This window comes from Variovorax sp. AC103, from assembly GCF_979254005.1.
Genome location: NZ_CEEDFC010000012.1, coordinates 77,673 through 103,526, shown reverse-complemented (window position 1 = coordinate 103,526; position 25,854 = coordinate 77,673). Strand labels below are relative to the sequence as shown.

22 protein-coding genes and 3 pseudogenes are annotated in these 25,854 nt (G+C 63.9%); 10 read left to right on the top strand and 15 right to left on the bottom strand.

What is annotated here, in order from left to right; genetic code table 11:
* The first annotated feature begins 2 nt into the window (after nt 1-2).
* Nucleotides 3-908 carry an oxidoreductase gene (locus tag AC0IYU_RS18635; RefSeq protein ID WP_472119913.1) on the top strand — a complete coding sequence of 302 codons (906 nt, stop codon included), beginning with the start codon at nt 3-5 and terminating at the stop codon, nt 906-908.
* 311 nt (nt 909-1,219) lie between these two features.
* On the opposite strand, the gene AC0IYU_RS18630 is transcribed toward AC0IYU_RS18635, so the two are convergent.
* Both AC0IYU_RS18630 and AC0IYU_RS18625 read right to left on the bottom strand, forming a co-directional pair.
* Complete coding sequence (locus AC0IYU_RS18630; protein ID WP_472119910.1) at nt 1,220-2,473, bottom strand: hypothetical protein; 1,254 nt, start codon at nt 2,471-2,473, stop codon at nt 1,220-1,222.
* Nucleotides 2,474-2,500: 27 nt separating this feature from the next.
* Nucleotides 2,501-3,250 (bottom strand): hypothetical protein, encoded by a 750-nt coding sequence (locus tag AC0IYU_RS18625; protein WP_472119907.1) that lies wholly within the window; start codon nt 3,248-3,250, stop codon nt 2,501-2,503.
* A gap of 216 nt (nt 3,251-3,466) precedes the next feature.
* Here AC0IYU_RS18625 and AC0IYU_RS18620 point away from each other — a divergent pair.
* Nucleotides 3,467-5,815 (top strand): annotated as a pseudogene (locus AC0IYU_RS18620) (error-prone DNA polymerase); the annotation flags it as partial.
* Nucleotides 5,816-6,605: 790 nt separating this feature from the next.
* Nucleotides 6,606-6,869, top strand: a complete 264-nt coding sequence (locus AC0IYU_RS18615; protein ID WP_472119904.1) for a hypothetical protein — start codon at nt 6,606-6,608, stop codon at nt 6,867-6,869.
* Between the two features lie 153 nt (nt 6,870-7,022).
* Here AC0IYU_RS18615 and AC0IYU_RS18610 read toward each other — a convergent pair whose 3' ends face one another.
* On the bottom strand, nt 7,023-7,538 hold the full coding sequence (locus tag AC0IYU_RS18610) for a GAF domain-containing protein (RefSeq protein ID WP_472119901.1): 516 nt from the start codon (nt 7,536-7,538) through the stop codon (nt 7,023-7,025).
* Between the two features lie 96 nt (nt 7,539-7,634).
* Entirely contained in the window at nt 7,635-7,838 is a 204-nt protein-coding gene (locus tag AC0IYU_RS18605; RefSeq protein ID WP_472119899.1) for a hypothetical protein, read from the bottom strand.
* Nucleotides 7,839-8,043: 205 nt separating this feature from the next.
* Here AC0IYU_RS18605 and AC0IYU_RS18600 point away from each other — a divergent pair, with 205 nt between their 5' ends.
* Nucleotides 8,044-8,334, top strand: coding sequence for a DUF3606 domain-containing protein (locus AC0IYU_RS18600; RefSeq protein WP_472119896.1), 291 nt, complete (start codon nt 8,044-8,046; stop codon nt 8,332-8,334).
* Between the two features lie 908 nt (nt 8,335-9,242).
* Here AC0IYU_RS18600 and AC0IYU_RS18595 read toward each other — a convergent pair.
* From AC0IYU_RS18595 to AC0IYU_RS18585, 3 genes are all read right to left on the bottom strand, one after another.
* The gene (locus tag AC0IYU_RS18595; protein ID WP_472119893.1) at nt 9,243-9,482 is read right to left on the bottom strand and encodes a hypothetical protein; all 240 of its coding nucleotides are present in this window, start codon (nt 9,480-9,482) and stop codon (nt 9,243-9,245) included.
* On the bottom strand, nt 9,479-9,724 hold the full coding sequence (locus AC0IYU_RS18590; protein WP_472119890.1) for a hypothetical protein: 246 nt from the start codon (nt 9,722-9,724) through the stop codon (nt 9,479-9,481). Before AC0IYU_RS18590 ends, AC0IYU_RS18595 begins: the two co-directional genes overlap by 4 nt.
* A 341-nt stretch (nt 9,725-10,065) precedes the next feature.
* Nucleotides 10,066-10,947 (bottom strand): LysR family transcriptional regulator, encoded by an 882-nt coding sequence (locus AC0IYU_RS18585; RefSeq protein ID WP_472119887.1) that lies wholly within the window; start codon nt 10,945-10,947, stop codon nt 10,066-10,068.
* Nucleotides 10,948-11,045: 98 nt separating this feature from the next.
* Here AC0IYU_RS18585 and AC0IYU_RS18580 point away from each other — a divergent pair, with 98 nt between their 5' ends.
* Nucleotides 11,046-12,440: an MFS transporter gene (locus AC0IYU_RS18580; RefSeq protein WP_472119885.1), complete on the top strand. Its 1,395-nt coding sequence runs from the start codon at nt 11,046-11,048 to the stop codon at nt 12,438-12,440.
* 374 nt (nt 12,441-12,814) lie between these two features.
* On the opposite strand, the gene AC0IYU_RS18575 is transcribed toward AC0IYU_RS18580, so the two are convergent.
* From AC0IYU_RS18575 to AC0IYU_RS18555, 5 genes are all read right to left on the bottom strand, one after another.
* The gene (locus AC0IYU_RS18575; RefSeq protein WP_472119883.1) at nt 12,815-14,365 is read right to left on the bottom strand and encodes a PepSY-associated TM helix domain-containing protein; all 1,551 of its coding nucleotides are present in this window, start codon (nt 14,363-14,365) and stop codon (nt 12,815-12,817) included.
* Between the two features lie 44 nt (nt 14,366-14,409).
* Entirely contained in the window at nt 14,410-14,691 is a 282-nt protein-coding gene (locus tag AC0IYU_RS18570; protein WP_472119881.1) for an iron transporter, read from the bottom strand.
* Between the two features lie 10 nt (nt 14,692-14,701).
* Entirely contained in the window at nt 14,702-16,984 is a 2,283-nt protein-coding gene (locus AC0IYU_RS18565) for a TonB-dependent siderophore receptor (RefSeq protein ID WP_472119879.1), read from the bottom strand.
* A 250-nt stretch (nt 16,985-17,234) separates the two neighbouring features.
* Nucleotides 17,235-18,407 (bottom strand): FecR domain-containing protein, encoded by a 1,173-nt coding sequence (locus AC0IYU_RS18560; RefSeq protein WP_472119876.1) that lies wholly within the window; start codon nt 18,405-18,407, stop codon nt 17,235-17,237.
* 87 nt (nt 18,408-18,494) lie between these two features.
* Nucleotides 18,495-19,031, bottom strand: coding sequence for a sigma-70 family RNA polymerase sigma factor (locus AC0IYU_RS18555; RefSeq protein WP_472119874.1), 537 nt, complete (start codon nt 19,029-19,031; stop codon nt 18,495-18,497).
* Between the two features lie 587 nt (nt 19,032-19,618).
* On the opposite strand from AC0IYU_RS18555, the gene AC0IYU_RS18550 reads away from it, so the two are divergent.
* The gene (locus tag AC0IYU_RS18550; protein WP_472119871.1) at nt 19,619-20,035 is read left to right on the top strand and encodes a GNAT family N-acetyltransferase; all 417 of its coding nucleotides are present in this window, start codon (nt 19,619-19,621) and stop codon (nt 20,033-20,035) included.
* 245 nt (nt 20,036-20,280) lie between these two features.
* Here AC0IYU_RS18550 and AC0IYU_RS18545 read toward each other — a convergent pair whose 3' ends face one another.
* The gene (locus tag AC0IYU_RS18545) at nt 20,281-20,679 is read right to left on the bottom strand and encodes a hypothetical protein (RefSeq protein ID WP_472119868.1); all 399 of its coding nucleotides are present in this window, start codon (nt 20,677-20,679) and stop codon (nt 20,281-20,283) included.
* Nucleotides 20,680-20,788: 109 nt separating this feature from the next.
* Here AC0IYU_RS18545 and AC0IYU_RS18540 point away from each other — a divergent pair, with 109 nt between their 5' ends.
* The 3 genes from AC0IYU_RS18540 to AC0IYU_RS18530 all read left to right on the top strand — a co-directional run bounded on the left by AC0IYU_RS18540 (nt 20,789) and on the right by AC0IYU_RS18530 (nt 22,348).
* Nucleotides 20,789-21,037: a hypothetical protein gene (locus AC0IYU_RS18540; protein ID WP_472119865.1), complete on the top strand. Its 249-nt coding sequence runs from the start codon at nt 20,789-20,791 to the stop codon at nt 21,035-21,037.
* Between the two features lie 384 nt (nt 21,038-21,421).
* Nucleotides 21,422-21,580 (top strand): hypothetical protein, encoded by a 159-nt coding sequence (locus AC0IYU_RS18535; RefSeq protein ID WP_472119863.1) that lies wholly within the window; start codon nt 21,422-21,424, stop codon nt 21,578-21,580.
* Between the two features lie 501 nt (nt 21,581-22,081).
* Nucleotides 22,082-22,348 (top strand): hypothetical protein, encoded by a 267-nt coding sequence (locus AC0IYU_RS18530; RefSeq protein WP_472119860.1) that lies wholly within the window; start codon nt 22,082-22,084, stop codon nt 22,346-22,348.
* Nucleotides 22,349-23,040: 692 nt separating this feature from the next.
* On the opposite strand, the gene AC0IYU_RS18525 is transcribed toward AC0IYU_RS18530, so the two are convergent.
* Both AC0IYU_RS18525 and AC0IYU_RS18520 read right to left on the bottom strand, forming a co-directional pair.
* Nucleotides 23,041-23,856, bottom strand: coding sequence for an alpha/beta fold hydrolase (locus AC0IYU_RS18525; protein ID WP_472120127.1), 816 nt, complete (start codon nt 23,854-23,856; stop codon nt 23,041-23,043).
* Nucleotides 23,857-24,048: 192 nt separating this feature from the next.
* A pseudogene (locus tag AC0IYU_RS18520) lies at nt 24,049-24,693 on the bottom strand (winged helix-turn-helix domain-containing protein); the annotation flags it as partial.
* Nucleotides 24,694-25,190: 497 nt separating this feature from the next.
* On the opposite strand from AC0IYU_RS18520, the pseudogene AC0IYU_RS18515 reads away from it, so the two are divergent.
* Nucleotides 25,191-25,829, top strand: a pseudogene (locus AC0IYU_RS18515) (aldo/keto reductase); the annotation flags it as partial.
* Nucleotides 25,830-25,854 lie beyond the last annotated feature (25 nt).

Below are 25,854 nucleotides of genomic sequence, written 5' to 3'. Positions count from 1 at the left end.
TCATGACGACGATTCCTGAAAACCACCGACCGTCCATCGCCCTTTTAGGTCCAGGAGCGATTGGCACCACGGTGGCAGCGGCCCTTCATGAGGTGGGGCGAACGCCTGTGATTTGCGGTCGTTCCGCGCTGGCGTGCCTGGAACTGCGTTTCGATGGCGGTCACATCGTCGTTCCAGGACCCGTGCGGATCGATCCGGCTGAGATCCCGAGCCCGTTCGACCTGGTGTTTGTTGCAGTGAAGGCAACGCAGATCGAGGCTGTGGCGCCGTGGCTTTCGGTGTTGTGCAGCGCGAAGACGGTGGTCTGCATATTGCAAAACGGTATCGAGCAGCAAGCGCTCTTCGCACCGTACCTGCCCGGCGAATCCGTCCTGCCATGTGTGGTGTGGTTCCCCGCTCAACGCGAACCGGATGCCTCGGTGTGGCTGCGCCGCAAGGCGCGCGTCACCTTGCCTGACGTGCCCGCGTCCAGGGTCGTGCTGGCCGCTTTGAGCGATACGCGCTGTTCTGTTGACGTGTCGGCCGACTTCAAGTCCGTGGCATGGCGAAAGCTGATGCAGAACGCGGTTGCCGGGCTGCAGGTTCTTTCAGGCCGTCGTGCTGGCATGTTCTCGCGGAACGACGTCGCCGGTCTCTCGTTGGCCTATCTGCGCGAATGCCTCGAAGTGGCCCGTGCGGAAGGCGCGGCCCTGGGCGACCAAGTGCCGCAAGAGATCGTCGACCAACTTCAGGCTTCCCCGAGCGACATGGGGACTTCCATTCTTGCGGACCGCCAGGCGGGCCGCCCCCTCGAATGGGACATCCGCAACGGGGTGGTGCAGCGACGGGGTCGCGTTCACGGCATCCCAACGCCGATCAGCGATCTGGTGGTGCCCCTTCTGGCGGCCGCCAGCGATGGGCCAGGCTGATATTTCCACGGACTAACCGATGGCACGCGCTGTTTTGGTTGCTGGACCAGCGTAGTGCCCAACTTCCGGGGATCCGGGCCGCAAAGGAAGCGGGACGTGGAGCGGGCAGGGAGGGCGGCCTCGGCCTGGCACGGGACGGTGCTGATCAGACCTTCCTGTGCGGTCCGAGGAGAGCAGGTTGGATTTGCCTGTTTTTGTCTACGCTGCCATCCCCTTCGTGCGCCTGGGCCCTGCGCACACTTCTCGTGCTCGGCACGTGCCGCGGCTCAGCGCCATGCTGGTTACCGTCCACCGGCGACTCCGCTTTCGGCCTACTTGGCGATATTGCACTCTCGGTGCAGCAGCGCCAGTGCATCCTCTGTGGCTTGCACCCGGTCGCTGCGCAGGAGGGGCTCGGCCTCTTCGATGAAGGTGTTCCACAGGTGCAGGTAGTCGCCCTGCAGCTTAACGGGGGCGTGCTGCAGCACGAACTGCCGGGGCAGATCGGTATCGAGTCCCGATGCCCGGATCTTCTTGACCAGGCTGGCTGCGGTCTTCCTGGTGAGCAGCGTGGTGTGTTTGCCGTGCGTCGCGATGCGCAGAAACAGTGTCAACAGCGAACTGTCGTCGGTGTGGCCCTCGGTGGCCTTCTCCCAAACGACGCTGTTGCCGCGCTCTAGATGGTCCAGGTCGGCCATGGCGTCTTCGAACCAGAAATAGCGGCCCAGGAAGGCCGGCGTCTGGTCGAAGAGCTTGTACACGTCGATTGTGGCATCCAGGATCCTTGGCATGTCCTGCATGACAGAGGCCTGCACCGACTGCACTACCTCTAGGTAGGATGGCGGCAGATCTCTGGGCAAGGTCACAGGGACCTGCGTCGCCTGGACATCGGGTCGTGGCGCATATTTCTTGCGCAGACCCACCACCATCTTCTGGAATGCAGCCCAGTCCGGCATGGCGCTGCGTCGGCATGCGCGCACCAGCAGTGCCGTGCGGACGACCGCTTCCGCATCTCTGCCGGCATCCTCCAGGTCATCGGCATCCAGACCCAGCTGGGCCGCCATCCAAACGGCAGCTTCCACCAAAGTGGTCGCGTGGCTGCGGGCGGTGCGCTCGGCGTGGTACTCGCGCAGGCTGCGCAGCGACCACTTGGCGAGCAACGGGATGTGCTTGTTCTCGAAGACCCCATGCGCCTGTATGCCGAAATGGCTGCTCTGGGGCATGGCGATCAGCGCCTTGAGCATGTCCGAACCGCCCTTGGAGCGCGACAGCAAACTGTGGTCCCGCAGGGACTGGGCGGCCTGGTCCAGGTCGCCGCCGGTCGAATGCTCCAGGTACAAGCTCACCAGGTTGATCAGCCTGTCCCTGGCGCGCTCCAGGTCAGGACGCAGGTACTCGGTGCCGAAGTAACGCGCGATCTGCACCATGCCTTTGGGCGCTTCCTGGCACATGGCGGCCAGTTTGTCGGGCCCGATGATGCCGTGGCGCACGCCATGCTGCAGGGCCTTCTCGAAAAAGGGTCGCCCATCGAACAGCGCGACGGCCTGGGGGGAGATGTCCGAGGGGGCGTGGTGGGGAGTGGGCATGGAGGGCATGTGCTGTGGCTGGCGCCGTCAGATCGCCGACTCTTCCTCGTCGTCGCGTGCCGCCGGGGTGCTGCGCCCTCGATCGGTGTCGCTGGTCTCCACCCGCGTGTCTTCTTCTTCAGCGGTCTCTTCTTCGTCCCCCGCGCCGCCGTCATGGGCGCGTGCCTGGGCACGCAAAACCAGCAAGGTCTCGGAGAAGAGGTCGGGGCACTCGTGGCGCATGCGCCAGGCCAGCTCCATCCAATCCTGGTCGGCCACCTCGTCCAGCGGGACCTGGGGGGCGGCATAAGCTGACGCCAGCAGTTCGGTCTCGGAGAGCGTCTCGCCGTCCTCCTCCGCGGTGTCGAAGGTCCCGCTGCGGGCGAAGGATTCGATGCGGGCCCATTTCTCGGCGAAGTAGTTGGCCATGGCTTCGCTGCCGCCCTCCAGATCGCCCACGGCGGTCAGGAACGCCACCGGGTCCGCGTCCTCCCGGAAGACGATGGCGTTCACCATGCCCCGCAGGTGCGCGTGGGTGAGGTCCTTGTAGCGCTTCTCGATCACGATGGCGTGTGCGAACTGTGCGGGGGTGACCAGCAGGCTCACGACCGACTCTCGCGACGGGTCGTACTCGCGCATCACCGCGAGGATGTCCTTGGGCGCCAACTGGTCGAGCACTACCATCAACGCGCTGTCGCCTTCGGTGTCCGCGAGTTCGGTGAGCGCGGACTCGGCGCCGGCGATGTCGCCTGCGGCAATCAGAGTGCGGGTCTTCGTGATCAGGGCGAGGTGGTTCATTGCGGTGGGTGTCTTGCGTGCCGGTCTGCTCAGTCTTTGCGGTCGAAGCCCTGTTCGGCCATCCAGTCGGCGCGAGCGTCCTCGCGGGCCTGGCCATCTGCGTCGTCCAGGTCGTCGGCCGACAGGGGCTGGCGGTCGTCCGTGTCGTCGTCGGCGTGGGTCGCGTCTTTTTCGCTGTCGTCTTCGTTGGCTGTATGGGCGGGCGCGTGCCGGGGGCTGGCCGAGCGCTGCAACTTCAGCCTGGACGAACTGCGCTACCAGTACCCCGACGAAGTGGTTCCCGCCGGCGAAACGCCCGCGGGCTATCTGCGCCGCATCACCTACGAGGGGGCAGGGCGGCGCTGGCCCGACGGCATCCCGGCCAAGGTTCAGGCACAGATCGAGCACGAGCTGGCGCTGATCGCCGAACTGAAGTACGAGCACTACTTTCTCACCGTGGCCGACATCGTGATGTTCGCGCGCTCCCGGCACATTCTCTGCCAGGGTCGCGGCAGCGCCGCGAACAGCGTGGTCTGCTACTGCACCGGCGTGACCGAGGTCGACCCTGGCCGCATGAGCGTGCTGTTCGAGCGCTTCATCTCCAAGGAGCGCAACGAACCGCCGGACATCGACATCGACTTCGAGCATGAACGCCGAGAGGAGGTGCTGCAGTACCTGTATGCCAAGTACGGACGCGACCGGGCTGCCATCACCGGTGTGGTGATCAGCTACCGCCCAAAGAGCGCGATCCGCGACGTCGGCAAGGCGCTCGGGATGTCGCTGGAGACCGTGGACGCGTTGGCCAAGGGCCACCAGTGGTGGAACGGCGGACAGGTCCGCCCCGAGCGACTGCAGGAGATCGGCCTGTCGCTGGACTCGCTTCAGGTCCAGCAGCTGATGCACGTGACCGGACAACTCATCGGCTTTCCACGGCACTTGAGCCAGCACACCGGTGGCTTCGTACTGACGAAGGGGCCGCTGTGTCGCATGGTGCCGATCGAGAATGCTTCGATGCCGGATCGCACGGTGATCGAATGGGACAAGGACGATCTCGACGCGTTGGGCCTGCTCAAGGTCGATTGCCTGGCGTTGGGCATGCTGACCGCGATCCGCAAAGCTCTTGACTTCATCGGCCTGCGCAAGGGCTGCGTCTTCGGCATGCAGGACATTCCGGCGGAGGACAGCGACACCTACGACATGATCTGCAAGGCCGACACCGTCGGCGTGTTCCAGATCGAAAGCCGCGCGCAGATGAGCATGCTGCCGCGCTTGAAGCCGCGCTGCTTCTACGACCTGGTCATCGAGGTGGCCATCGTGCGACCTGGGCCGATCCAGGGTGGGATGGTGCACCCGTACCTCGCGCGGCGCCAGGGCCGGGAGCCGGTGGTGTACCCGAGCGAGGCGTTGAAGGAGGCGCTAGGCCGCACGCTGGGCGTGCCAGTGTTCCAGGAACAGGTGATGCAGATCTCCATCCTCGCGGCCGGCTTCACGCCGGGCGAAGCCGACGGCCTGCGGCGCTCGATGGCCGCATGGAAGCGCAAGGGCGGGCTAGAGCATTACTACTCGAAGATCGTCGACGGCATGACGTCGCGTGGGTATGAAGAAAGCTTTGCGAAGGCCATCTTCGAGCAGATCAAGGGGTTCAGCGAGTACGGCTTTCCGGAGAGCCATGCGGCGTCCTTCGCGCTGCTGGTCTACGCAAGTTGCTGGATCAAGTGCCACCATCCAGCGGAGTTCCTGGCGGCCATGCTCAATTCGCAGCCGCTGGGTTTTTACTCGCCCTCGCAGCTTGTGCAGGACGCGCGGCGGCACGGCGTCGAGGTGCGGCCCGTCGACGTCGACGTGGACTGTACGCTGGAGGATCTTGATCACCAGCCCGCGGTGCGGCTTGGACTGCGCATGGTCGGTGGGCTGAAATCAACCTCGGCGGACCGCGTCGTCTCGGTGCGCGGACAGCAGGTCTTCGACAACGCCGAGGATCTGGCGCTGCGCGCGCAGCTCGAGCTGCACGAAATGAAATTGTTGGCCGCGGCCGATGCGCTCATGAGCCTGTCAGGTCATCGGCGCCAGCAGGTGTGGGAGGCGGCGGGGCTGTGCGCCGCGCCCGGACTGTTGCGTGAGGCACCGGTCGACGAGGACTTCCTCGAACTCGACGAGGCACCCGAGGGCGAAGAGATCGTGTTTGACTACGCGTCGACCGGGCTGACCCTGCGCCGGCATCCGCTGGCCTTGTTGCGCGAGCGCCTGACCCTGCGCGGCCTGGTGACCGCGCAGGACCTCGAAGGGATCGAGGACGGCGAACAGGTGAGCCATTGCGGCATCGTTACCTTGCGCCAGCAGCCCGAGACGGCCAAGGGCACGATCTTCCTGTCGCTGGAAGACGAGACCGGCGTCGTCCAGGTCATCGTGTGGAAGAGCCTGCGCGAAGTGCAGCGTCAGGAACTGCTGGGCGCACGGCTGATGGTGGTGCATGGCAGGTGGCAGCGCGAGGGGGCGGTGAAGAACCTGATTGCAACTCGGCTGGAAGACCTGACGCCGCTGCTGGGGCGGTTGGGCGCCGCGACGGTGAGCCGGGACTTCAGATAGCCCTCCCGTCAGACACGGTCCCCGAGGGCGCGGCCTACGTTTCTGCCTCCGCTTGCCGGACAGTCCCAGCCGGTCAACGTTGCTTCGACGCGCCCCGATGCATGCCGCTGCGTGGGCGTTACTTTCAAGTCAACCTTTGTGGGAAGTGAAGGGCGGTCAGGGCGTCTGCAGCATCGACAGGAGTTGGACAAGATCCGGCCAGCAGGTTGTGCAGATCTGTAAACGGAACGGCCATCGCATGACGGGTTGGATGCTCGGCGCGTTGGCAAGGTCCGCATCTGCGGATTGCGCAGGTCCGGCGCTCCGGCCCCGACGTTCGCAACCGATGGCGGATTCAACTTGTCGGGCAAGGGGTCGAACGATCCGGTTCTAGTTGCGGGCTTCGCAAAGCTACCAAGCGTAGGAGAGCCGCTGTCAGCCGGTAGCGCGTTTTGGACACGGCCGTGTCGTCGCTGCGAGATCACGCTAGATGCTCATGTCTGCAACGAGGAAATCCATGGAAACAAAGCGAGAGAATAAGCGAGGCGACCTGGCTCGCCGCTTGATGGCGGGACTGTTGGCGCTCATCGCCGTTAGCGTGGTGGTGGTGCTCGTGGTCTATGGGCTCAAAGATCCAAACAAGGGACCGGGGAACGTGCCGGCGGTCGGAGAAGCCACGCCACTGCGTGACAATGGAAGCCCACCCACGTCAAAGTAGCGGGCCGCGTCGACCCAAGCCGCCGCCCGCACCCGGGCGCACGATGGACGTTCGAAGTCGCTTTGAGCTCACCGCAATTGAGAGGTCCTGACCATGAAGCTGATGACGGTGGAGATGACCCATGAAGGCGGGACGGATTGCGCGCGCTGGTCGACCGGCGAGATACCACTGGCCGAGGCCTTCGACCGACTGATCCGCGTCCTGGTAGAAACCGGGCGCACGATGGAGCCATCGTCTTCGCAGACGCCGCCCGTGCTTATCACGGTCCCGCCACAGGTCGATGGGACCGCTTGGCAGTGGTCGATAGAGGCCGACTGCAGCTTGGTCCTGAACCTCCGCCATTCCGGGCCCGGCTGACTCCGCTTCCGGATGCCTGACGTGGATCTCTTTCAGGAGAACCTGTCGAACGTGATCGACCAGCGGAATGCGCTGCGCCACGAATTGGAGCCGCCTGCGGGCTGAGACGCCGGGAGGTTCAAGAGCCCGCGACAACAGCTGCTCGTGCGAGATCTATTCCTGGGCTGGGTCGATCGCTCGCGCGTCGGCGACTGTCGACGGATAGGGAGGTATGTAACCGCCAAGCGCAAGAAAGCTCGCCACGCTCAGCATCAGCTCGATGTTCGCCTGCTCGGGGTTTCGCGGCACTACGTCATAGTGGCACAGGGTGCCCAGGATCTTCCCGAAACTGTCCATGACCGGAACGCCGCAGTAGGTCAGCACCTGCTCGCGCGCGGGATGGAACGCCAAGCGAGCATCCACCAGGGCGTTGGGTGTGAGGAACGGCTGTGCCGATTCACGCACATAGCAGCAGTACGTCGCCGTGTCTGGCACCTCGGTGGCCGTCAGGACTTTGGGATTCTCGCGGTCGTAGTGAACCACCGCGTTGGCCTTGCCATTCTCGAAGCGCCAGATGCCGATGAAGCGATAGTCGGTGCGCTTGAGGAGCAAGGCCAACGCGTCGCGAACGCCATCGGCTCTGACCGTGACGGCGAAATCGGCAAAGGCGCGACTGAGTTCTGAATTCATGGCTGGGCGTCGACGTCAGACCCTGCGGGTGCACGGCCGATCCGAGATTCTGACATGCAGTGTGGATGATTGGAGCCGCCGGACTGCGGGCCGTTGTTATGAGCGCCGCCTCACACCCTGCCGATACAGCAGACCGCCAATCTCGCCGAAGGCCACCCAGTCGTCCTCGGTGAGGCGGTCACGCGCCAGGTTCATCCAGGCTGCCAGGTTGGCGATGGCATCGTCCAGCCCATCGGTGCTTTGCTGGATGTTGAGCAACTCCGCTCTCTGCTGGAAGATCTGGATGGTGGGGTGAATCATCCAAGGACTGTGCGCCATGCCGACGGCGCAAGCAAGCCGCCGATTGGGGCGGCGCGTAGGAGAGCCGCCGTCAGCCGGAATGGCTTTTTTCGGATGGTCTGCGGCCCGCTGCCACCGCAATTCGATGGCCCTCTACGCCCTCCTGCGCGCGTGGCGCAAACTGGCTTGGTATCTGCGCCGTGGGCCCCTCGCGTGAATCAACATCATGAGAAAGATATCACCCCGGGCGCGAACCCAGCACATCACGGCGACGACCTTGGCCGAGGCGAGTGCTTGGGCAAAACACCTCGGATGCACAGTCGCCGAATTGCGCATCGCGCTTCGAGCCGTCGGAACCTCGAAAGAAGACGTCCAGACCTATCTCACAGCGCTGAACGGCCGTGGGCCGGAACCGCCACGTGCTCGGAGGTCGGCAGACAAAGCCAAGGCCATCGAACGCGAGTCAGAACCGGTGCGCCTCTCGCCTTGGCCAGCGGCACGCTCCTCAGACCTCTGACAGATCCACATCCGCGATGTCGCCCCCCGTCTCGCGACCGATTCAGCGCTGCCCGACCCAACGGCGTGATCCTCAGAATGACACCCCTCTCCCCGGCAGCAGAACCGGACTAGGGTAGGTTGGCTTCGAGTAGCTTGGCAGCAACCAGCACGGCCGCGCACTTAGTGTCGCATTCCTCTTGAATGGCGAGTGGAAAGGCCGCAATCCTGGATGCGCCGCAGAAAGTTCATCGGCATGGCCGCTACTCCTGTTCAGTTGACGGGGAGCAAAAGCAGGTCCTTCCAAGTCAGGATGACAGCCATCGACTCCAGTTTGCTGTCCCATTTGGGCAGCTGCTACAGCGCCGCTTCCAGCGGCAGTTGGCTCTTTACTCCATGCTCGTTGCATCCTTCCGGGTTTGCAAGAGTGTTTGCCGAGGCTCCAACCCAGTGCCGGCGCGCCGGTTATCACCAATGAGCGCATCGGGAACAACTGCTGCATCGCAGGTTCCGGATTCGTCAACAAGGGTTTCACGGCGTATCCGCTGACAACATCGTTTGGGGCCTCGAAACTACGCTTCGTCCCCGAGATGCGGCTCTTTTTCTTGCGGTTCGCCGCTGATTTTGAGCACTGTGTTCGTACTACATGCTTCAGAAGAGTCGCCTCTCACCTTTTCGAAACAAGCCCAGCCGCGCAGAAAAGACCCCGGCGCGCGGCTGGGTTCAATTCGGTCTGCTGTCACACAGAAGGGTCTCGTTCGGCAGGAAGGAAGGAGGCAGAAAAAGAAGAGCGGGGCACCGCCAATCCATGGGTCGATGACCCGCTCCTCGTTGACACCTTCCACAGCGAGGTTTTCTACCTTCCCCACAAACACCCGCGGCAAAAAAAGGGCTGCCCTTGCGTCCACGCGCCGATGGTCAATGGCCGCGTCAGTCCTCCAGGTCGAACTGCTCCTGCAGCGAGCGGATGGCCCGTGCGATGTCTGCGCGGTGCGGGTCGCGGGTGCTCACCACCCGAACTGTCCAGTTCGGGAAGCCGTCGCCGCCAGGCATCCAAATCACACCGCCCTTGTACACGTCGTTCTCTTCGCCGTGCACGCCTGGTATCTGGTTGATTCGTTCAAGGACCAACTGCTGCAACTGCTCGGCGGTGCGGGTGGGCTTGGTCATTTTTCAGCCCAGAGCCGATGAAAAAACGCGTGTGCTTCCTCGCGCTGCAGGTCCGCGCGCTCTGCCAGTGCGATCACGCGGTTCTCGTGTTCCCGCGCGGGCCAGGGGTTCTTACCCGCCTGAGCGTCTTGTTCCATATCGCGCAATTCGAACCGAGCGAGCCGGGCCTCAAGTTGGGCAATCTTCCAGTTCTGATGCAGCGTTGCCCACAGCTGACGGTTCTGTCCCGGGCCTTCTTCCACGATCTCTTCCCGAATGAAAAGGGGCGCCTATGTTACTCGTCTCGGCGCCTTTCCTGAGGTCCCTGAGACCCACTCCTGCTCTGCCCTCACATCGTCGTAGGAACGCTCGCAGAGGGTCCCGGCGGTTCCCTTCGTCAACGTCGGCGCTCCTTCGAAGTGTGCCGTGTCGATCAGAAGGGGGCCGGCGAGCCGGGAGTCGCCTTGCGCGCGTACCGCGGCACGCGTTCATTGTGGTGTGCTGCGAAGGTGTTGCCTCGTCCGAGTGTTTTGACATGCTGGATCAGCGGTCGAATCTCCGGCCTGTCTTGGCGGTGCACATTGCATGATCGCAGATACCCCGGTCAGCCGTGCGTTGAGGTCGCGTTGAAGGCGGAGCTTCGCTTCATCACCTCGATGAGAAAGTCCATGGCAGCCCGGACTGGGCCCGCGTTTTTCAGGTCGCGATGGACCACCAGCCAGATGTCTCGCGAAAAGGATGGCTCGTTGTTGGCGAGACGAAGCAATGTCTCGTCAGCGTCGCCCAGGAAGCAGGGAAGCCCGCCCACACCTGCGCCCGCACGAACTGCCGCGTGGTGGGCATTGATCTCGCTGAGTTCGCAGGCTACAGGGCGCTTGCCCGCAACGCCACGAAGCCATTTTTGCTGCGGCATGTCTTCGAATCGCGCATCGTAGGCAATGAACTCCCAAAGCTCCGGATGCGGGAGCGCCTCGTAGCTCCGGCTCGCGTACAGAGCAAAGGGCATGGTTCCCAACTTCCGCACGACGCTGCCCGGTTCCGTCGGGCGTACCAGTCGCACCGCGATGTCCGCCTCTCGCCGACTCAGCGACACCTGCTGAGCTTGGCCGGACACGGACAGCTGGATGCCAGGAAACCGGTTGCGGAACTCGGTCAGATGCTGCGCCAGGAAGCTAGCAACCAAGACCGGCGGCACGCTGAGGGAAACTTTGCCGGTGAGTGGCGACTGGCTGGCACGGGCGGCCCGCTCGATGGCGAATGCGTCGTCTTCCAACGCCCGCGCCAGCGTGAACACGTACGAGCCCACATCGGTCAGACGACAGGCTCGCGGCAGCCTCTCCACGAGGCGCACCTGCAAATCGTGTTCCAGGGATGTCAATCGACGACTGATGGTCGCGTGGTCGACCTTCAGCTCGCGGGCCGCGCCCGACAGGGTGCCCATGCGGCCGACAGCAAGAAAATGCCTCAGGTCTTCCCAATCGAACATCTGTGCATTTCCTCCAGAATAGATTGCAGTTTTATGGAGTTTACGCACAGATGGTCATTCCCTAGCATCCAAGTCAATTAACTTCACGGGGCCGTTTGATGGGAACCATTTTCTTGAGTCGCCGCCAGCGCGGGACCTTGGTCGCAGCAGGCCTCGGCTTCGTCGTGGTGCTACTGGATGTCAGCGTCGTCAACGTCGCGCTCGAGACCTTGCGTGTCAGTTTCGGCACCGATATCGCTGGCCTGCAGTGGGTGGTCAATGCCTACACGCTGGTCTTCGGGGCATTGCTCCTGACCTCTGGAGCGCTGGGCGACCGCATGGGAGCCAAACGCGTCTTCGTGGCGGGCTTCGCCGTTTTCACATTGGCCTCCCTCGCTTGCGGGCTCGCGCCGAGCTTGGCTTGGCTGGTGGTCTCGCGCGTCGTTCAGGGCATGGGGGCGGCTCTCCTGGTTCCCAGTTCCCTGATGCTGCTGCAGCAGGCCTTTCCCGATCCTGCTCAACGCAGCCGTGCAGTGGGTTGGTGGGGGGCTGCCGGAGGTATCGCGCTGGCCGCCGGACCGGTTCTGGGCGGACTGCTCATTGCGCATGTGGGGTGGCGTGGCATCTTTCTCATCAACCTGCCGATCGGTGCGCTTGGATTGGTACTGACACTGCGCTATGGGCCCACCGCGGCCGCGAAGCCACGTGGTGGACTTGACCTGCCCGGTCAGCTCGCAGCCATGCTTGCGCTCGCCTCCCTGACTGCCGCTCTGACAGAAGCGAGTCGGCTGGGTTGGCTTCATCCGCTGGTCTGCGGGGGAGTCGCGATATCGCTCACTAGTGCAACGGCGTTCTATTGGCTGGAGCGGCGCAGCGAGGAGCCGATGCTCCCGCTCGCATTGTTCCGTAGCACGACCTTTTCGATAGCGACCGCAGTGGGCGTGGCGGTGAACTTTGCCTATTACGGGCTTGTGTTCGTCTTCAGCCTGTTCTTCCAAGCGGTCCAGCATCTTTCTGCGCAACAGACCGGCTTGGCCTTCTTGCCTATGACGGCCGTCTTGATGGCCATGAACATCGCCGCCGGAAGGTTGGTGACCCGTGTAGGTACGCGAGCCCTGATGGTCGCGGGACTGGCGCTCGCTTCGTTTGGCTATCTGCTGCTGCTTCGGGTCGACGCCGACCGCGCCTATCTGACACTGGTGCTACCGATGCTGCTTGCAGCAAGCGGCATCGCGTTGGTGGTTCCAACCATGACCAATGCGACTTTGTCAGCGGTCGATACGGCGCGTGTAGGCATCGCGTCCGGCGTCCTCAACTCGGCCCGTCAGATTGGAGGAATGCTCGGCGTGGCCGTGTGCGGGTTTTTCGTGCGAGACACGGAACCAGCCAACTTCGTGCACGGCATGCATGTGTCGCTTGCTTTGGCCGTCGCTCTCTTGTCTGCAGCAGGCATCCTGAGCTACCTCGGTCTGAAGAAGCAGACCCCGGCGGCCCTGGCGGCGCAGCGTGGTTGAACCGGCGGACCGACCGTCGGCTTCTCGCCGAAATGGCGCGTCGCGTTCTGACCCTGCGTCGATCTCGAGTACAACAAGACAGTTGGCAACTTGAGCTGCGCGGAAACTCGAGATGCCGCATAGCTGAGGCATTCGTTCTGCGCGGCGCGGTCGTCGGTCAGGCGCTCAGCAAAGATGCGTGCACTGCCTTGCGGCTTGGGCCGGCCTCTCACTCAAACGAGTACGATCCCATTCGGCCGGCCGATCTTGCATCTGCAATCGAAAACGCCGAAGAGCGGCAGGCTCGTAAGCTACGGGGGATGTGTGAGTAGACGTCGCGAGGGAGCCGAGGGGCTCGGCGCGCGCAGACCCTGCCGGCGAGCACGCAATCACCGCTATGCGCGACCCGCCGGGTGTTGCCGCAGGGCCCACGCGATGCCGGCGAACGTGGCACCGATTGCGAGCATGGCAAGGTCAAACCCGGCCATGACCATGTCGTGATTGGGAAGTGAGTGCGCCAGGCCGCGTGAGCTGGTCATGGCATTGAGCACAGGCAGCAATCCGAAGACAGCGGCGGCAAAAATGGCATGCTCCTGCCAGGCGCACCGCGGGGGGCGCACGCCGGCAAACATGAACATCAGCAGCCAAACCCCGAACAAGGTGTGCACTTCCCATTGGGCGCGATAAGCCATCTCGACAGGCAGCAGCCGGTTGGCCCAGAAATAGGCGCCGATGGCCACCGGCAGGCCGATGATCACGGCAACGTTCAGCCGCTCCACCAGGCGCAAGCCGATGTGCGGTGCTCCCCGATACCGTTCGACGCGCTGTCGACGCTTGATGGACCAGAGCACCATCCCGGTGGCGATCATGACCGCGCCGAGCAGACCAGACAACACATAGAGCGCGCGCAGGGTGGCCGCTGCAAAGATCCCTTCATGCAGGCCGAGCATCAGGTCGCGGAACGCCTTGGGCCCCGATTGCCAGGCTTCACGTTGCGTGAGCAGCACCCCGCTCACGCCGTCGTACACCAGGATGTCCGCCGCCCGCAGCGGGCCAGCGGCAAAGTTGCCGACGACGTGGATGCGGGCGTTGGCATCGTTCGGGTTCTCGAAGGTCAGCGTGGCGACCTGCTTCGCGCCCCATCGCTCTTGCGCGTCGTGCAGAACCCGTTCCAGCGACACGAGCGGGGCGGTTTGGCCGGCGCTCTGGCTCGGGGCCAATGGCGGGAAAACTTCGTTCAGGAAGGCTTCCTGTTGGGCTTCGCCCGTGCCATACCACGGGGTCACGACCAATGGCATGAACGAGAACATCAGGAAGACCAACCCCGAGTAGGTGATCATCAGCTGGAAAGGCAGCGTCACGACGCTCGCCAGGTTGTGCGCGTCGAGCCACGATCGCTGGCCTTTGCCGAGGCGGAAGGTGAAAAAGTCCGCAAAGATCTTCTTGTGCACGATGATGCCGGTGACCAGTGCGACCAGCATCACCAGCGTCGCGATGCCCACGATCCATTCGCTGGCCAGCGGCGGCAGGTAGTGCAGCCGCCAATGCATCTGGTAGAGCGTTTGCCCGCCAGCCGTGTCGCGCGTTGCGATACGTCGACCCGAGACAGGGTCCAGGTAGGCCGTGCCGGATGCATCGGGCGGCGCGCCGCGCGCCGCCTGCCATGACACGCGCAGGTGCGGTTCGTTGCGATCGATGGGCAGCGTGAGAGTCCATCGCCTCGCCTGGGCTGCGTGGTCCTGCAGGTAGTGCTGCGCCTGCAGGATCGCTGGCGCCTGTGACGAGGGATGCTGGGCAACCGGCAGCTCGGGCCGCATCCAGCGATCGATCTCCGTGTCGAGATAGCCGGTGGTGCCGGTGATGAAGATGAAGTACAGCACCCAGCCGAAGAGCAGGCCCAACCAGGTGTGCAGCCACGCCATGGACTGCCGGAATGGTTGCTTCATCATCGGTGCACCGCTGAGCGCGCGAGCGCGCACGCGGCCGCGCGTCACAGCAGCACCCACGCAACCAGCGCGCTCAGCAAGGCCGGCAGCCCGAGCCCGAGCCATGCGCAGGCTGCACTGCGTGCCGCAAAGGCCCACATCACCGCGCCCACATAGACGACGAAGCTCAGCTGCATCGCGACCAGAACGGAATCGGCACGCGCCATGGTGCCGAGGCCGGCAGCCACGACGGCGACGATGGCTGCGGACAGGGTGGTCGCGAGCACGTAGCCGCCGACCGCGGCGGCCACGCATCGCGAGAGAACACGCCAGCGCGCAGAGCTCACCGTCGACGTTTCAGAAATCCGCAGACACGGACACCATGAACGTGCGGGGTGCACCGATCGTCAGGCCTTCTCGCGCCGCGGACTGCCAGTAGTTCTTGTCCAGCACGTTCTCGATGGTGGCGCGCACCGTGATCGGTAAGTTGCCGCTGATGAAGCGATAGCGGGCGCCGATGTCGTAGCGCGTCCAGCCCGGAATCTGCTGGGTGTTGCCGACGTCCACGTACTGCCTGCTCGTGCGCAGCGCGCGGGCGGTGAAGGTCAGGCCGGGCAAAAAGGCGGCGTCCCATTCGCCGGCGACGTTCAGCTGCAACTTCGGCGTCGCGGGCGCGGTGCGGCCGTTGTTTTCGCCGCCCTCGGTTCGCGTCAGCACGCCTTCGGTGTAGGCGGCACCTGCCAGCAGGCGCACGCCGGCGGCGGCCTCGCCCTGGGTGATGAGTTCGACGCCCCGGTTGCGCTGTCGACCGTTTGCGCTGAAGCGCAGCGTCGCCGGATCGAGGAAGCTGCTGGCGCGTTCGATCTGGAAGACGCTCAGCGTCGTGGCGAAGCGGCCGAAGTCGTACTTGGCGCCAAGCTCGATCTGCTTGGCCTTCGTCGGCGGGAACACCTCGCCGGCGTTGGAGGCGCCCGACGGCGCCGTCGGGCCCTGGCTCAGGCCTTCGATGTAGTTGCCGTAGATGGAAAAGGTGTCGCTCGCCTTCACCACCAGCGCGGCCACCGGCGTGACGGCAGACCTGTCGTAGTGCGTGGACCGGTTGCCGCTCACGGCATGGAACCCCGAGGTCTCGACCTGCTGGTGGCGTGCGCCAAGCGTCAGCTGGATGCGCCGGTCACTGGAGAAGATGGTGTCGGCCACCGCGACACTGCGCAGCTTTGTCTCGGCGACCTTCGGGATGTACGGATCGACCGTGATGTTGGGCTGCGCAATGTTTGCCGGCCTGTAGAGATTGGAGAAGATGAAGGCCCCGTTCTGGCGGCGCGTGCCCTGCTCGGAGTTCAGGGTGCTCACGCTCACCACCGCTTCATGACGCAACGACCCGGTCGCGAACTTGCCACGCAGGCCAGCTTCCGCAGTCTGCGTCTCGACCTCTTCGTTGAGCCGCGCCGGACGTCCGGCGATTGCGCCGAGGCTGTCCTGCATCAGCCAACTGGTCTGCAGGCTCCTGAAGTCGTAGCGCATGGCGCCGACGGCGCCGAAGGCGGTCAAGTCCGGTGCCAGGTCCACGTCGGCGCGCACCATGCTCGAGAGCTCCTTCGACTTCCAGTAGGTCCACGCCGGCAGGAAATTGGTCTTCGCGTCAGGCGCCGGGCCGATGGCCGTGCCGGCTTCCGGCGGGAACAACAGGCCGCTGCGCGCATGCGTGAGCCGGTTCTGGTAGCTCAGGTCGGCCTCCAGCCGCACGCTGTCGCCTTGGTAGTCGACGCCCAGGCTGAAGGCGTCGAGGTCTTCCTTGGAGTGATCGACCGGCGTGTCGCCCGAGCGCTTGAGGGCGTTGGCGCGCACCCCCCATCGCTTGTCCTCGCCGAAGCGGCGTGCAATGTCGACCTGCGTGCCGAACTGGCCATCGTCCATGTACGACAGCGTCACGCGATTGAGCGGCTCGAGCTCGGCGCGCTTCGGCACGAGATTGATCGAGCCGCCGACCGAACCGGCAGGCGCCATGCCGTTGAGCAAGGCATTCGGTCCCCGCAGGATCTCGACGCGCTCGATGCCGATCAGCGAGCTGGCGTTGCGTGGCGAGATGCCGTAGAGGCCGTTGAAGGACACGTCGTAGTTGAATAGCGTGAAGCCACGGATGTTGAACTCGTCCCGCCCGGCACCGCGCGAGTAGGTGTTGCGTACCGAGGGATCATTGACCAGCACGTCGCCGAGGTTCTGTGCCTGCTGGTCTTCGATCAGTTGCGCGGTGTATTGCGTGGCGCTGAACGGCGTGTCCAGCATGTCCCTCTCGCCCAGCAGGCCGATGCGCCCGCCGCGTGCCACCTGACCGCCTGCATAAGGCGCTGACGAGCGGGTGGCGGATTCGCTCACCTCGACCACCGGCAGGGTCTGCGCCCCCGGGCGGCCCGCGAGGGATGCGGGCCGGACCAGCACCGAGGCGCCGTCCACGATCGCCTCGAGGCCGCTGCCGACGAGTATCCGGTCGAGCGCCTGCTGCGGCGTCCAGCGCCCGGACACCGCCGGCGCCGACTTGCCTCCCACCAGGGCGGCCGGGAAGCTCATCTGCAGGTTGGCGAGGCGGGCCAATTCGTTGAGTGCCTGCCCGAGCGGCTGCGCGGGGATTGAAAGCGACATGACGCTGGCCGTCGTCGCGCCGCTCTGGGCATGCGCGCACGGTGCGAGACCGGCGACAAGAATCGCGGTGATGGCGGCTGCTAGGTTCAGCGGGGCAGGATTGAAACGCGCGGTGCGCATAGATCGGGAACTCCTCGGTCGTTGGTCGTTGTGGGGCAGCGCCTACGGGGGCGCTTGCCTGGTCCTACCGCTGTAGACGCACCAGCCCCAACGAAACCTCAGGTCGAAAACCGGGGATTCGAAAAAATCTTCAGGGCTTGCGCAGCACGATCTCCGAGACCTCGCCCTGCGGCACCAACCGAACGGGCAGCACCATCGGAAGGGACTCGGCGAAGCTGCCGAATTGCTGGGGGCTGTAGCTGCCTCCGACCGGGAGGCTGGCGACGGCCGGGTCTCTGATGACCAGGCCGGTGCTGCGGTAGCGCTCGAACTCGGCCAGGGCCTGGGCCAGCGGCGTGTGGTCGAAGCTGATGCGCCCGGCGCGCCACGAGGCGATGGCCGCGGGCGCGACGCGAGTTACCGGCCCGAGGCGGCCGGCGTCGTCGCCCACCAGCATCTCGCCGGCCACGAGTTCGACCGGTGCGCTGTTCGTTGCGACGCTCGCTACATCGCTCCTTGCATCTTCAGGGCGTGGGTCGCCGCCGGGTGCCGCGCGGCTCACGCGCACATGCCCCTCCTGCACCGCGACCACGGTCCGGCCAGCGTCCAGGCCCGACGCCGTGTGCCGCACGGAGAAGCGGGTGCCGACCACCACGATGTGCAACTGGCCGGCCCACACATGAAAGGGGCGCTCCGTGTCGGGATGGACCGAGAACAGCGCCTGGCCGTCCTGCAGACGGATCTCGCGTCGATCCTGGAACAGCTGCGCTTCAAGCCGCGTGGCGGTGTCGAGCTGCAGCGTGCTGCCGCGCGTCGGGTCGTCGGGCAACGTCACCACGATCTGCTGTCCGCGCTCGGTGACGAAGGCTTGCTCGAAGGTCGGCAGCTTCTGCCAACGCGCCCAACCCATCCAGCCACCGCCAGCGACAGCCACTGCCATCACCGCGACCGCTGCCGGGGCGAGCAGCGGGCCGAGCCTGAGCCGCCAGCCGCGTCGCTCGAGCCGCGGCTGTGGCGCGGCGTTCCATGCCGTGGCCCCACGCGCTCGGGGCGCCTGGGACAGGCCACGACGCAGCGCGGCGACGTCATCGCCGGACAGCTGTCGGACCTGTGCCACGGTGGTGACCATGTCCTCGAAGGCCGCCGCATGCCGCAGGTCGGCCGCGAGCCAGGCTTGCAGCGCGGCCTCGCCGTCGGCATCGAGCCCGTTGCGCTGTCGCACGGCCCAGGTTGCGGCCTCCAGATCGAGCGCGTCAGGCGCGCACGCTTGCGCATCGGCCCCAGGGGCAACGGCATCGTGATCGGAAGGGGGCGGCGAAATCATGGGGATAGAGAAAACATCAGCGCTCGAGACTGTAGACGCACGAGGAGTGCCGATTCCTCAGCTTGCGTTGTCGGGCGAGACGCGCCACTAAGTCGTCGCCCGCTTTGTAGCGGAATCGTCCAAGCCTTGGAGACGGCGCTCGCAGCGCCTGCAGGCCAACATGCCGCGCACGACATGCTTCTCGACCGCGCTGACCGAGATGCCCATGCGCTGGGCCACCTGCGCATGGGTGAGCTCGTCGAAGATGTGCAGCATGAAGGCCTCCCGGCAGCGTGCCGGCAAGCCCTCGATCGCACCGACATAGGCGCGCAAGGTCTGCTGGGACGCCAGCGCCGCCTCGGGCTGCAGGGATGCCGGCGCGGCCGGTTGCTCGTCTTCCGCAATCGCATTCAGGCTGTCATGACGCCGCACCTCCGCGCGCCGATGCTGATCGACCAGCAAGTTGCGAGCAGTGCGATACAGCAAGGCCCGGACATCGAGGATGTTCCGTCCAGCATGCTGGACGGCCAGCACGCGGGCATAGCTCTCCTGCGCCAGGTCGGCCGCGGAGTCCCGGTCGTTCAGCTGACGGTGCAGAAAGTTAAGCAGTTCGCGGTAGTAGCGCTCCAGCAAGGCACACCCCATGGCGGCTTGACCAACTGCGCAACGGTGGTTGCAAAGCAGCGGGGAGCCAAGTCCAATAGAACAATAAGAATTGTTCTTATTATCATCCAGACCCACGCGACCTTGTCAGCGGCCGAGGCAGCGCATGCAGCATCGCGTCCGGCGTCCTCGATTCGGCCCGTCAGATGGGCGGCAGGCCGGGGTGGCGGTGAGCGGGTTCTTCGTGCGAGACATGGAACCGAGCATCTTGGTGCCGGCATGCGTACGTCGATCGCTTTGACGGTCGTTTTTTTGTCCGCGGGAGGCATCCTCAGCTACCTTTGCTTGAAAACGCACCTCCGTGCGGACATGGCGGCACCGCATGGTGAGCCGGCAGACCGACCTTCAGGTTCTCGCCGGGATTTGCCCGCCGGGTCGAACATCTTGTGTTCGCCCCGCTGGTTCCCCTCGCCGGAATCTCGACCCGTTCCGACGGTGACGCCGTGGCTGCACACCACGGCGCGTGCTTGCTGAAGGTTCCGGATGCGGGCAGCTCGCCGACGATCCTGCATCGCGGTTCGCAGGCAGAATCCACTCCGAACCCAGGGTTTCGATGCCACCATCCCTTCATGACAACCTCGTTCCCAAAAATTCGCCCTGCCTCGATCGCAGACGTGAGCGACATGTTCAAGGTCAGAGCATCAGTCGTAGAAAACACCATGACGCCAGACGAGCTGTCAGCCGCAGGCGTCACACCCGAAGCCATCGCGCTGGCCGTCAGAAGCGAACCTTGCGCGTGGGTGGCGACCCTCGGTGAAGAAGTCGTTGGCTTCGCGATGGTCGACTTTGACAGTGGATGCCTCTTTGCCTTGTTCGTGCTCCCCGAGCATGAGGGTTGTGGGATTGGCTCGCGCTTGACTCGGACCTGTGAACTGGCCCTGTTCGAACGGCACGCGACGGCGTGGCTCGAAACCGCCAGCGGCAGCCGCGCTGCCCAGCTCTATCGTCACCTCGGATGGGGTAACGAGACCGAGATCGGTGGGTGAGACATCCGACTGGAGAAACAACGATCCTGACTGCTTCTGGCAGCGCAGGTTGGTTGCCGGTTCTCGTCCTGACGTACTTGCGGCGCCGGCGCCGGCCGGCAATTGCAGCCGGGGCAATCCCGAAGGTGCAGCGGGGCGCCCGCCTGCAGACGCCACGCGCTCACCGCGCTGCAAAAGCAAAAATGTGCGGTCCTGCTGTGCCGCAAGGACCCACAAACGCGCTCAGGCAGCTGACTCTGCGCTCGTCAGAATTTCGCCCCCGGCAGTCCGCTGAACAGGTCGCGGGTGCATTTGCCCTTCGCGATATCGAATACTCCCCCCGCCCATCCGGACTCCATGTACTCCCGTACCTCTCCCGTCGTTCTGGAAAATGCCAATGCGGTGCCAGTGGGGCCGCCTGAGGTGGCACGGCTGTTCGTGATCAAGATCTCGTCTGCTGTCACAGAGTCGATGCGGGCCGCTGTCCGGCAGTCACCCCGACACCAACGCTTTGCATCGAGATCGATGCGAAATGTCTCGGCCCAGGGCGTTGCCGGCTTTCCGGTTTCCTTTTGCTCAGTGCCTTTGCACGTGAGGTCGTATTGGTTTGCCGCCACCGCCGCGCCGGCCGCAGAAAGAAACACGGCCGCAGCCAGCCAAGTCAACACATTCCTCATGTCGTTCCAGTTTTTCTATAGGTTGATGAGCGAAAAAGCTCAGGTTTCCGATCCGCAATCAGTCTAGGAATGGTCGTCTGAGAGGGCTGTCAGACATTTGCTCGATGAACTCTCGATGGCGGCTTTCAGAACCTGGCGCGACATCCGTCGGCACGACCGCGTTGAGCTCAACAAAGGCCGCATCAAGCTGTCCGCGAGAGCCCGTCGTCTGACGGAATTCGACGCTCTGGCGCGTCTGTCGGAAGACCTCATGGCCCGCACCCTTGGGCCGTTCGCGTGGCCTCCCCCCCTCAGACAGGAAGATGGGCAAAAAGGCAAATCCAAGGATTTCTGGGATCTGTCATGAATGTCGAAACCGCCACTGCACGTCCTGACGGGATTGAGCGCTTGGCGCGCGACCTGCCCTCGTTCTCGGCGACCAAGCTCGCCTCCGGGATGCAGGCGGTGACTCATACCATGAGGGCACGCGGTGCAGTGGTGATCACGCGCCACGACCGGCCATCCATGGTACTGATGTCGGTAGAGCACCATCTGCGGATGGAGCAGGCGTCGGAGCCAGACTTGAGAGCGCGCACGTACGTTTCGATGACATGTTCGCACGCATGCAGGGCGAGGCGGCTGCGCAGGCCATGGCCGGTGCCCGTGCGATGACGCCCTCGGAGTTGGGCGTGGCTGCGTTGAGCCGGCCGCTGTCCAGGCACCGCGCGACGCGACACGCCGCTGATCGTCGATGCCGGCGCAGATCTTTGTGCTGGCCGGCGTCAACGGCGCCGGCAAGAGCAGCGTAGGCGGTGCCGCCCTGCTGCACAAGCTGATCGAGTATTTCAACCGCGATCTGGCCGCCCGCGCACTGCGCGACGCCGGCACCGGTTGGGCGGCCAACGCCTAGGTCTGGGAGATCGGGCGCAGGACGCTGGAGCGGGCCGTGGCCGAAAGACTGAATTGCGCGTTCGAGATGATGCTGGACACTCGAGCGATCCACCGGATGCTGATCGACGGGATGCCACAGGGTGCAGCATGCCGCTCCCCGGGGACCCGATGGGAACCGGCGTTGCCGAGATGGCGACGAAGCCGCTCGTGCTCCAGAGTGATCAATGATGCTGCTGCACGTGCGTCAACTTCCGCTGCCGGCCAACTTGCTCAAGCAGGCGCAATGGTGCGCGCAGGAGCGGTGTCGTTCCCCTCTGAACTCTCGTCGCTCGCACGTTCAGTTCCGGCGTCAGGAGCAGTACAGTCGCCGCCCGGTGTGACTTGCGGTTACTGGAGGCGCCCGCGCTTCAGCTTGCGAGGACGATCACCCTAACCCGACGCGAGTTTCTGGAAGCCTGTAGGGGGGCAGATCGCGCAGCGTGATTTCTCGACGAATAAGGCAGGTCGCTATCATTCTCGAATGAAGACGTTCGACAGGAAGGCAAAGATGGACGAGATGGAGACCCTCGATTACCAAGGCTGGCATTTCCTGTGCAGTGGCGAGCAGCTGCCTTCGGGTGTGTTCCAAGCGACGGTGCGTTACAAGTCACCACCCGACGGCCAGATCCGGACTCTGGTTCTGGATCCGGAACAGCACGACTCTGCCAGTCAGGCGCTGGATCACGCCAAAAAACTGGCGATGAACTGGGCTCATGAGCGAGGTGGCGATGGGCGAGGCAACAGCTGACTGCCTTGGCTGGGAAGCCAGCCCCTCGCTACGCAGTAATCACCTCGAGTTGGCGAAGACAGCAGTTCGCAGAAGACCGCCGGTCACAGCCTCAGCAGGGGTTCCTGTTTTAACTCTGCCGACTCAAGGATTGCAGGCTGCAGCGAGCAAGTGCCTCGTTGTAGTGATTGCGCCAGGGGTGCGATCGGAACAGCGGCCTCGGTGCGCGAGCGCGACGCCCCGATGCACAGGCACTCGGCGCGGAACTTGCCGTCGAGGCTTTCGCCGGTGCCGTTCTGTCAAGTTGCAGGGTCGCTGAGCCCGGTGGCAATGCCGGAGACCGAGACCCCCTTCAAGATGGCATGGCCGAAGCATTACGGTCCGTTGGCCATAGGCACGAATCAACGCGCACCGGCTTACTTCCTGGAGGAGTCTGCAGGGCGCCGGGAACATCAGGATTTCTCCGCGCAGCGGATCCATCGCGAGAACAAACTCACGTTGACTTGCGACGCCATGACGGCCGCGACCGACTTGCCTGCGGCATCCTGGGCACCGGTTCCAAGTCCACCCGCAGGCGACTTGCCGGTTCGGCGCGCGATCCCCGGCAGCCGCCTCCCAGTCGCCGTCAACGGGTTCTTGACGCTCCGCTGCTGCCCAAGTCATGCAGCGTCCTTCCGAAGTCTCCCTGGTTGTTGATCAGTACCTGCTAAGTTCTATTGCTGGTCACGATCGGCAATCTGGATCAGAAAATCTTCTATCGACGCCACGCATTCGTTCGGGGCGCTGAGGTGAGGGCAATGGCCAATGTTGTCGACGATGCGCAATGTGCTTTTGGGCAGAACGCGATGCATATATTCGCCCACTGCGACGGGCGCGATCACGTCGTCGTCGCACTGCAACAGCAATGTGGGAGTAGAAAGCCTTGCCAGATCGCCACGATGGTCAGAGAGGAACGTTACGCGCGCAAAGTGCTTGGCGATGTCGGGATCGGTTCTGCAAAAACTATTCGTCAGCTCTTCGCGAAGTGCCGGTTGATTTGGTGCGCCCATGATGACTGGCGCCATGGTTCGCGACCACCCGAGATAATTGTTTTCGAGGGAAACGAGAAGTTGATCGATTTCACTGCGCTCGAAACCGCCGACGTAGTCCCCATCGTTCACATAACAAGGCGATGGGCTCACCATCACATGCCCGACGATTCGACCTGCGGCGTCAAGATCGGCCAGCATGCCAATCATGGCGCTCACAGAATGACCGATGAAGATGGTGGGTCCTTCCGCGAACTTATCCAGCAGCTCGTTTACGTCATCGCTGTAGCCGCGCAACGAGTCATATTTGGTGCGGTCGTAAGCAGAGAGGTCGGAATTCCCACTGCCCACGTGGTCAAACAAAATGGTTCGAAAACGGCTCCTGAACAAAGGCGCCATCAGGCGCCACATGCTTTGGTCACAGCCGAACCCATGCGCGAAAACGATTGTCGCGGAGCCCTCGCCGGATATCCATACGTTGTTGCGCTTCCAAAGGTCCATGTTGGCTCCGACGAGAGAGACGTTTTTTTTTGCAGCCGGCAAAAACGCCGGCTCCTGAGTTACCCGATCAGCCGGACCAAGACCCATTGCCTCTTCGCTCACAGTTGAAGCAACGGAAGGTTGAGGTGTCGCCGGACCAGGGCGCGCTGCCGTCCTGTGTTCTGGTCCAGAGCGGTCTTGAAGAATATATCCACCGCCGCGCACCGTATGGAGCAACTTGACCTCAAACGGATTGTCGAGCTTGATGCGAAGGCGCCGGACCGTCACCTCAACGACGTTGGACTCTTCCTGAATGTCGGCATTCCACACCGCCCTCAGAAGTGAGATTCGGGACACGTGATGGCCGTGGTTGCGCAAAAGGGCCACGAACAACGCGAATTCCGTTCGCGTAAGGTCGACTTGCTTTCCGTTGCGCAAACACGTCTCGCTTTCAAGGTCCACCTCGAGGTTCGCCATACGCAACACTTTGCGCTCGCGCGAGGGCGCGTGCTGGAACAATGTCCGCACGCGAGACACGAAGTCGGGAGCAGCAAATGGTGTGACGAGAAAATCACTCGCGCCGGCGTCGATGCCTTCCATACGAGCCACGACGGTGTCGCGTGGGGTCAGAATAAGCACGGGTGTCTCTTTAGTGCGCCTGATGGCCGTGAGAGTCGCGAACCGTTCCGCGTCAGAGGCAATGACTTCCAAAACGATCGCGGCATAGGCTTGTGCGTTGGCTTTCCATATCCCCTCGACATGGTCGCGGGCGATATCGACAACGAATGCGTGTGCCTCGAGCGTCTTCTTGTAGTTCGCAAGTCGAAGCGGGTCCGGCCCAATCAGCAAGATGTACATCTCGATTTGCTTGGCTGCATTGATCGCCTTAAGGCGGCCCAGCCATTCTCCCATTACTCAGATTCCTTTGAAAAGCCGCCGCTTGTTTTGCGCGGTGGTTGAGCTAGGCAGTCCGCATTGCTGGACTCCACAAGCAAACCGCAAAAACCATTTGTCAATCTTTGCGAAACGTACCGAGACTTGTGCACCCAATGCACAAAGCTGCTGTGACGCTCGCCGATCGCTGCGACGGCCTTCAGAATTTGTACATTCATGCCCTTGCTCAGGGCTGCCCTACGAATTCAACTCGAAGGCAGCATTGATCGACTTCCTCCGCAGAATACGACCGATCGGTTGTACCGGCCTTTCCGTGACCGCGCTGGGCCTGGGCGGCGCACCCTTCGGCAACATGTACACAGCTATGGCGGCCGCGAAGCCGAGGGCACCGTCGCCGCCACGTTCGCGGCCGGCATTCGCTATTTCGCCACGGCCCGTCGTACGGCTAAGGCCAGAGCGAGACCCGCCTGGGCGAGGCGATCAAGCCGCTGCCGCGCGACGAACTGGGGATCGCGTCCAAGGTCAGCTTCGAGCTGATCCCGTTCGATACGTCCGGAGTGATTTTGCGCATCTTTGTTCAGCACGTGCCGATGCGCGCCGAGTTCAACTACGCGCGCGATCCAACGCTGCGCTCGATCAAGGCGAGCCTGAAGCGGTTCGACACCTCGCACATCGACATGCTCGCGATCCACGATCCAGATGAGGCGGTCGATGTGTTCGGCGGTACCGACCCGCGCAACCGCTCACACTTCAAGGCAGCCATGGCAGGCGCCTACCTGGTGCTCGCGGAGCCACAGCCGATCAAGGCCATCGGCGTGGGCATCGATCAGTGGCAGATGCTGCGCGACTTCGCGGTGGAAGGCGACTTCAACTACTTCCTGCTGGCGGGCCGCTACTCCCTGCGGGAGCAGGGCTCGCGTGACCCGCTGTCCCGCTGTTGCGAGCAACGCGGGATGAGCCTCGTGATTCGTGGAACGTACAGCTCGGGCACCCTCGCAAGTGGGGCCCTCAAGGGCGCGACCTACGAGCAGAGCGTGGGCTTCCCTCCGGCGGGTTCGCAATCACAATGTGCGATGGTCTGGTTCAAGGTGTTGCAATGAGGTTCCAGCTAACGACGTAGGTGGT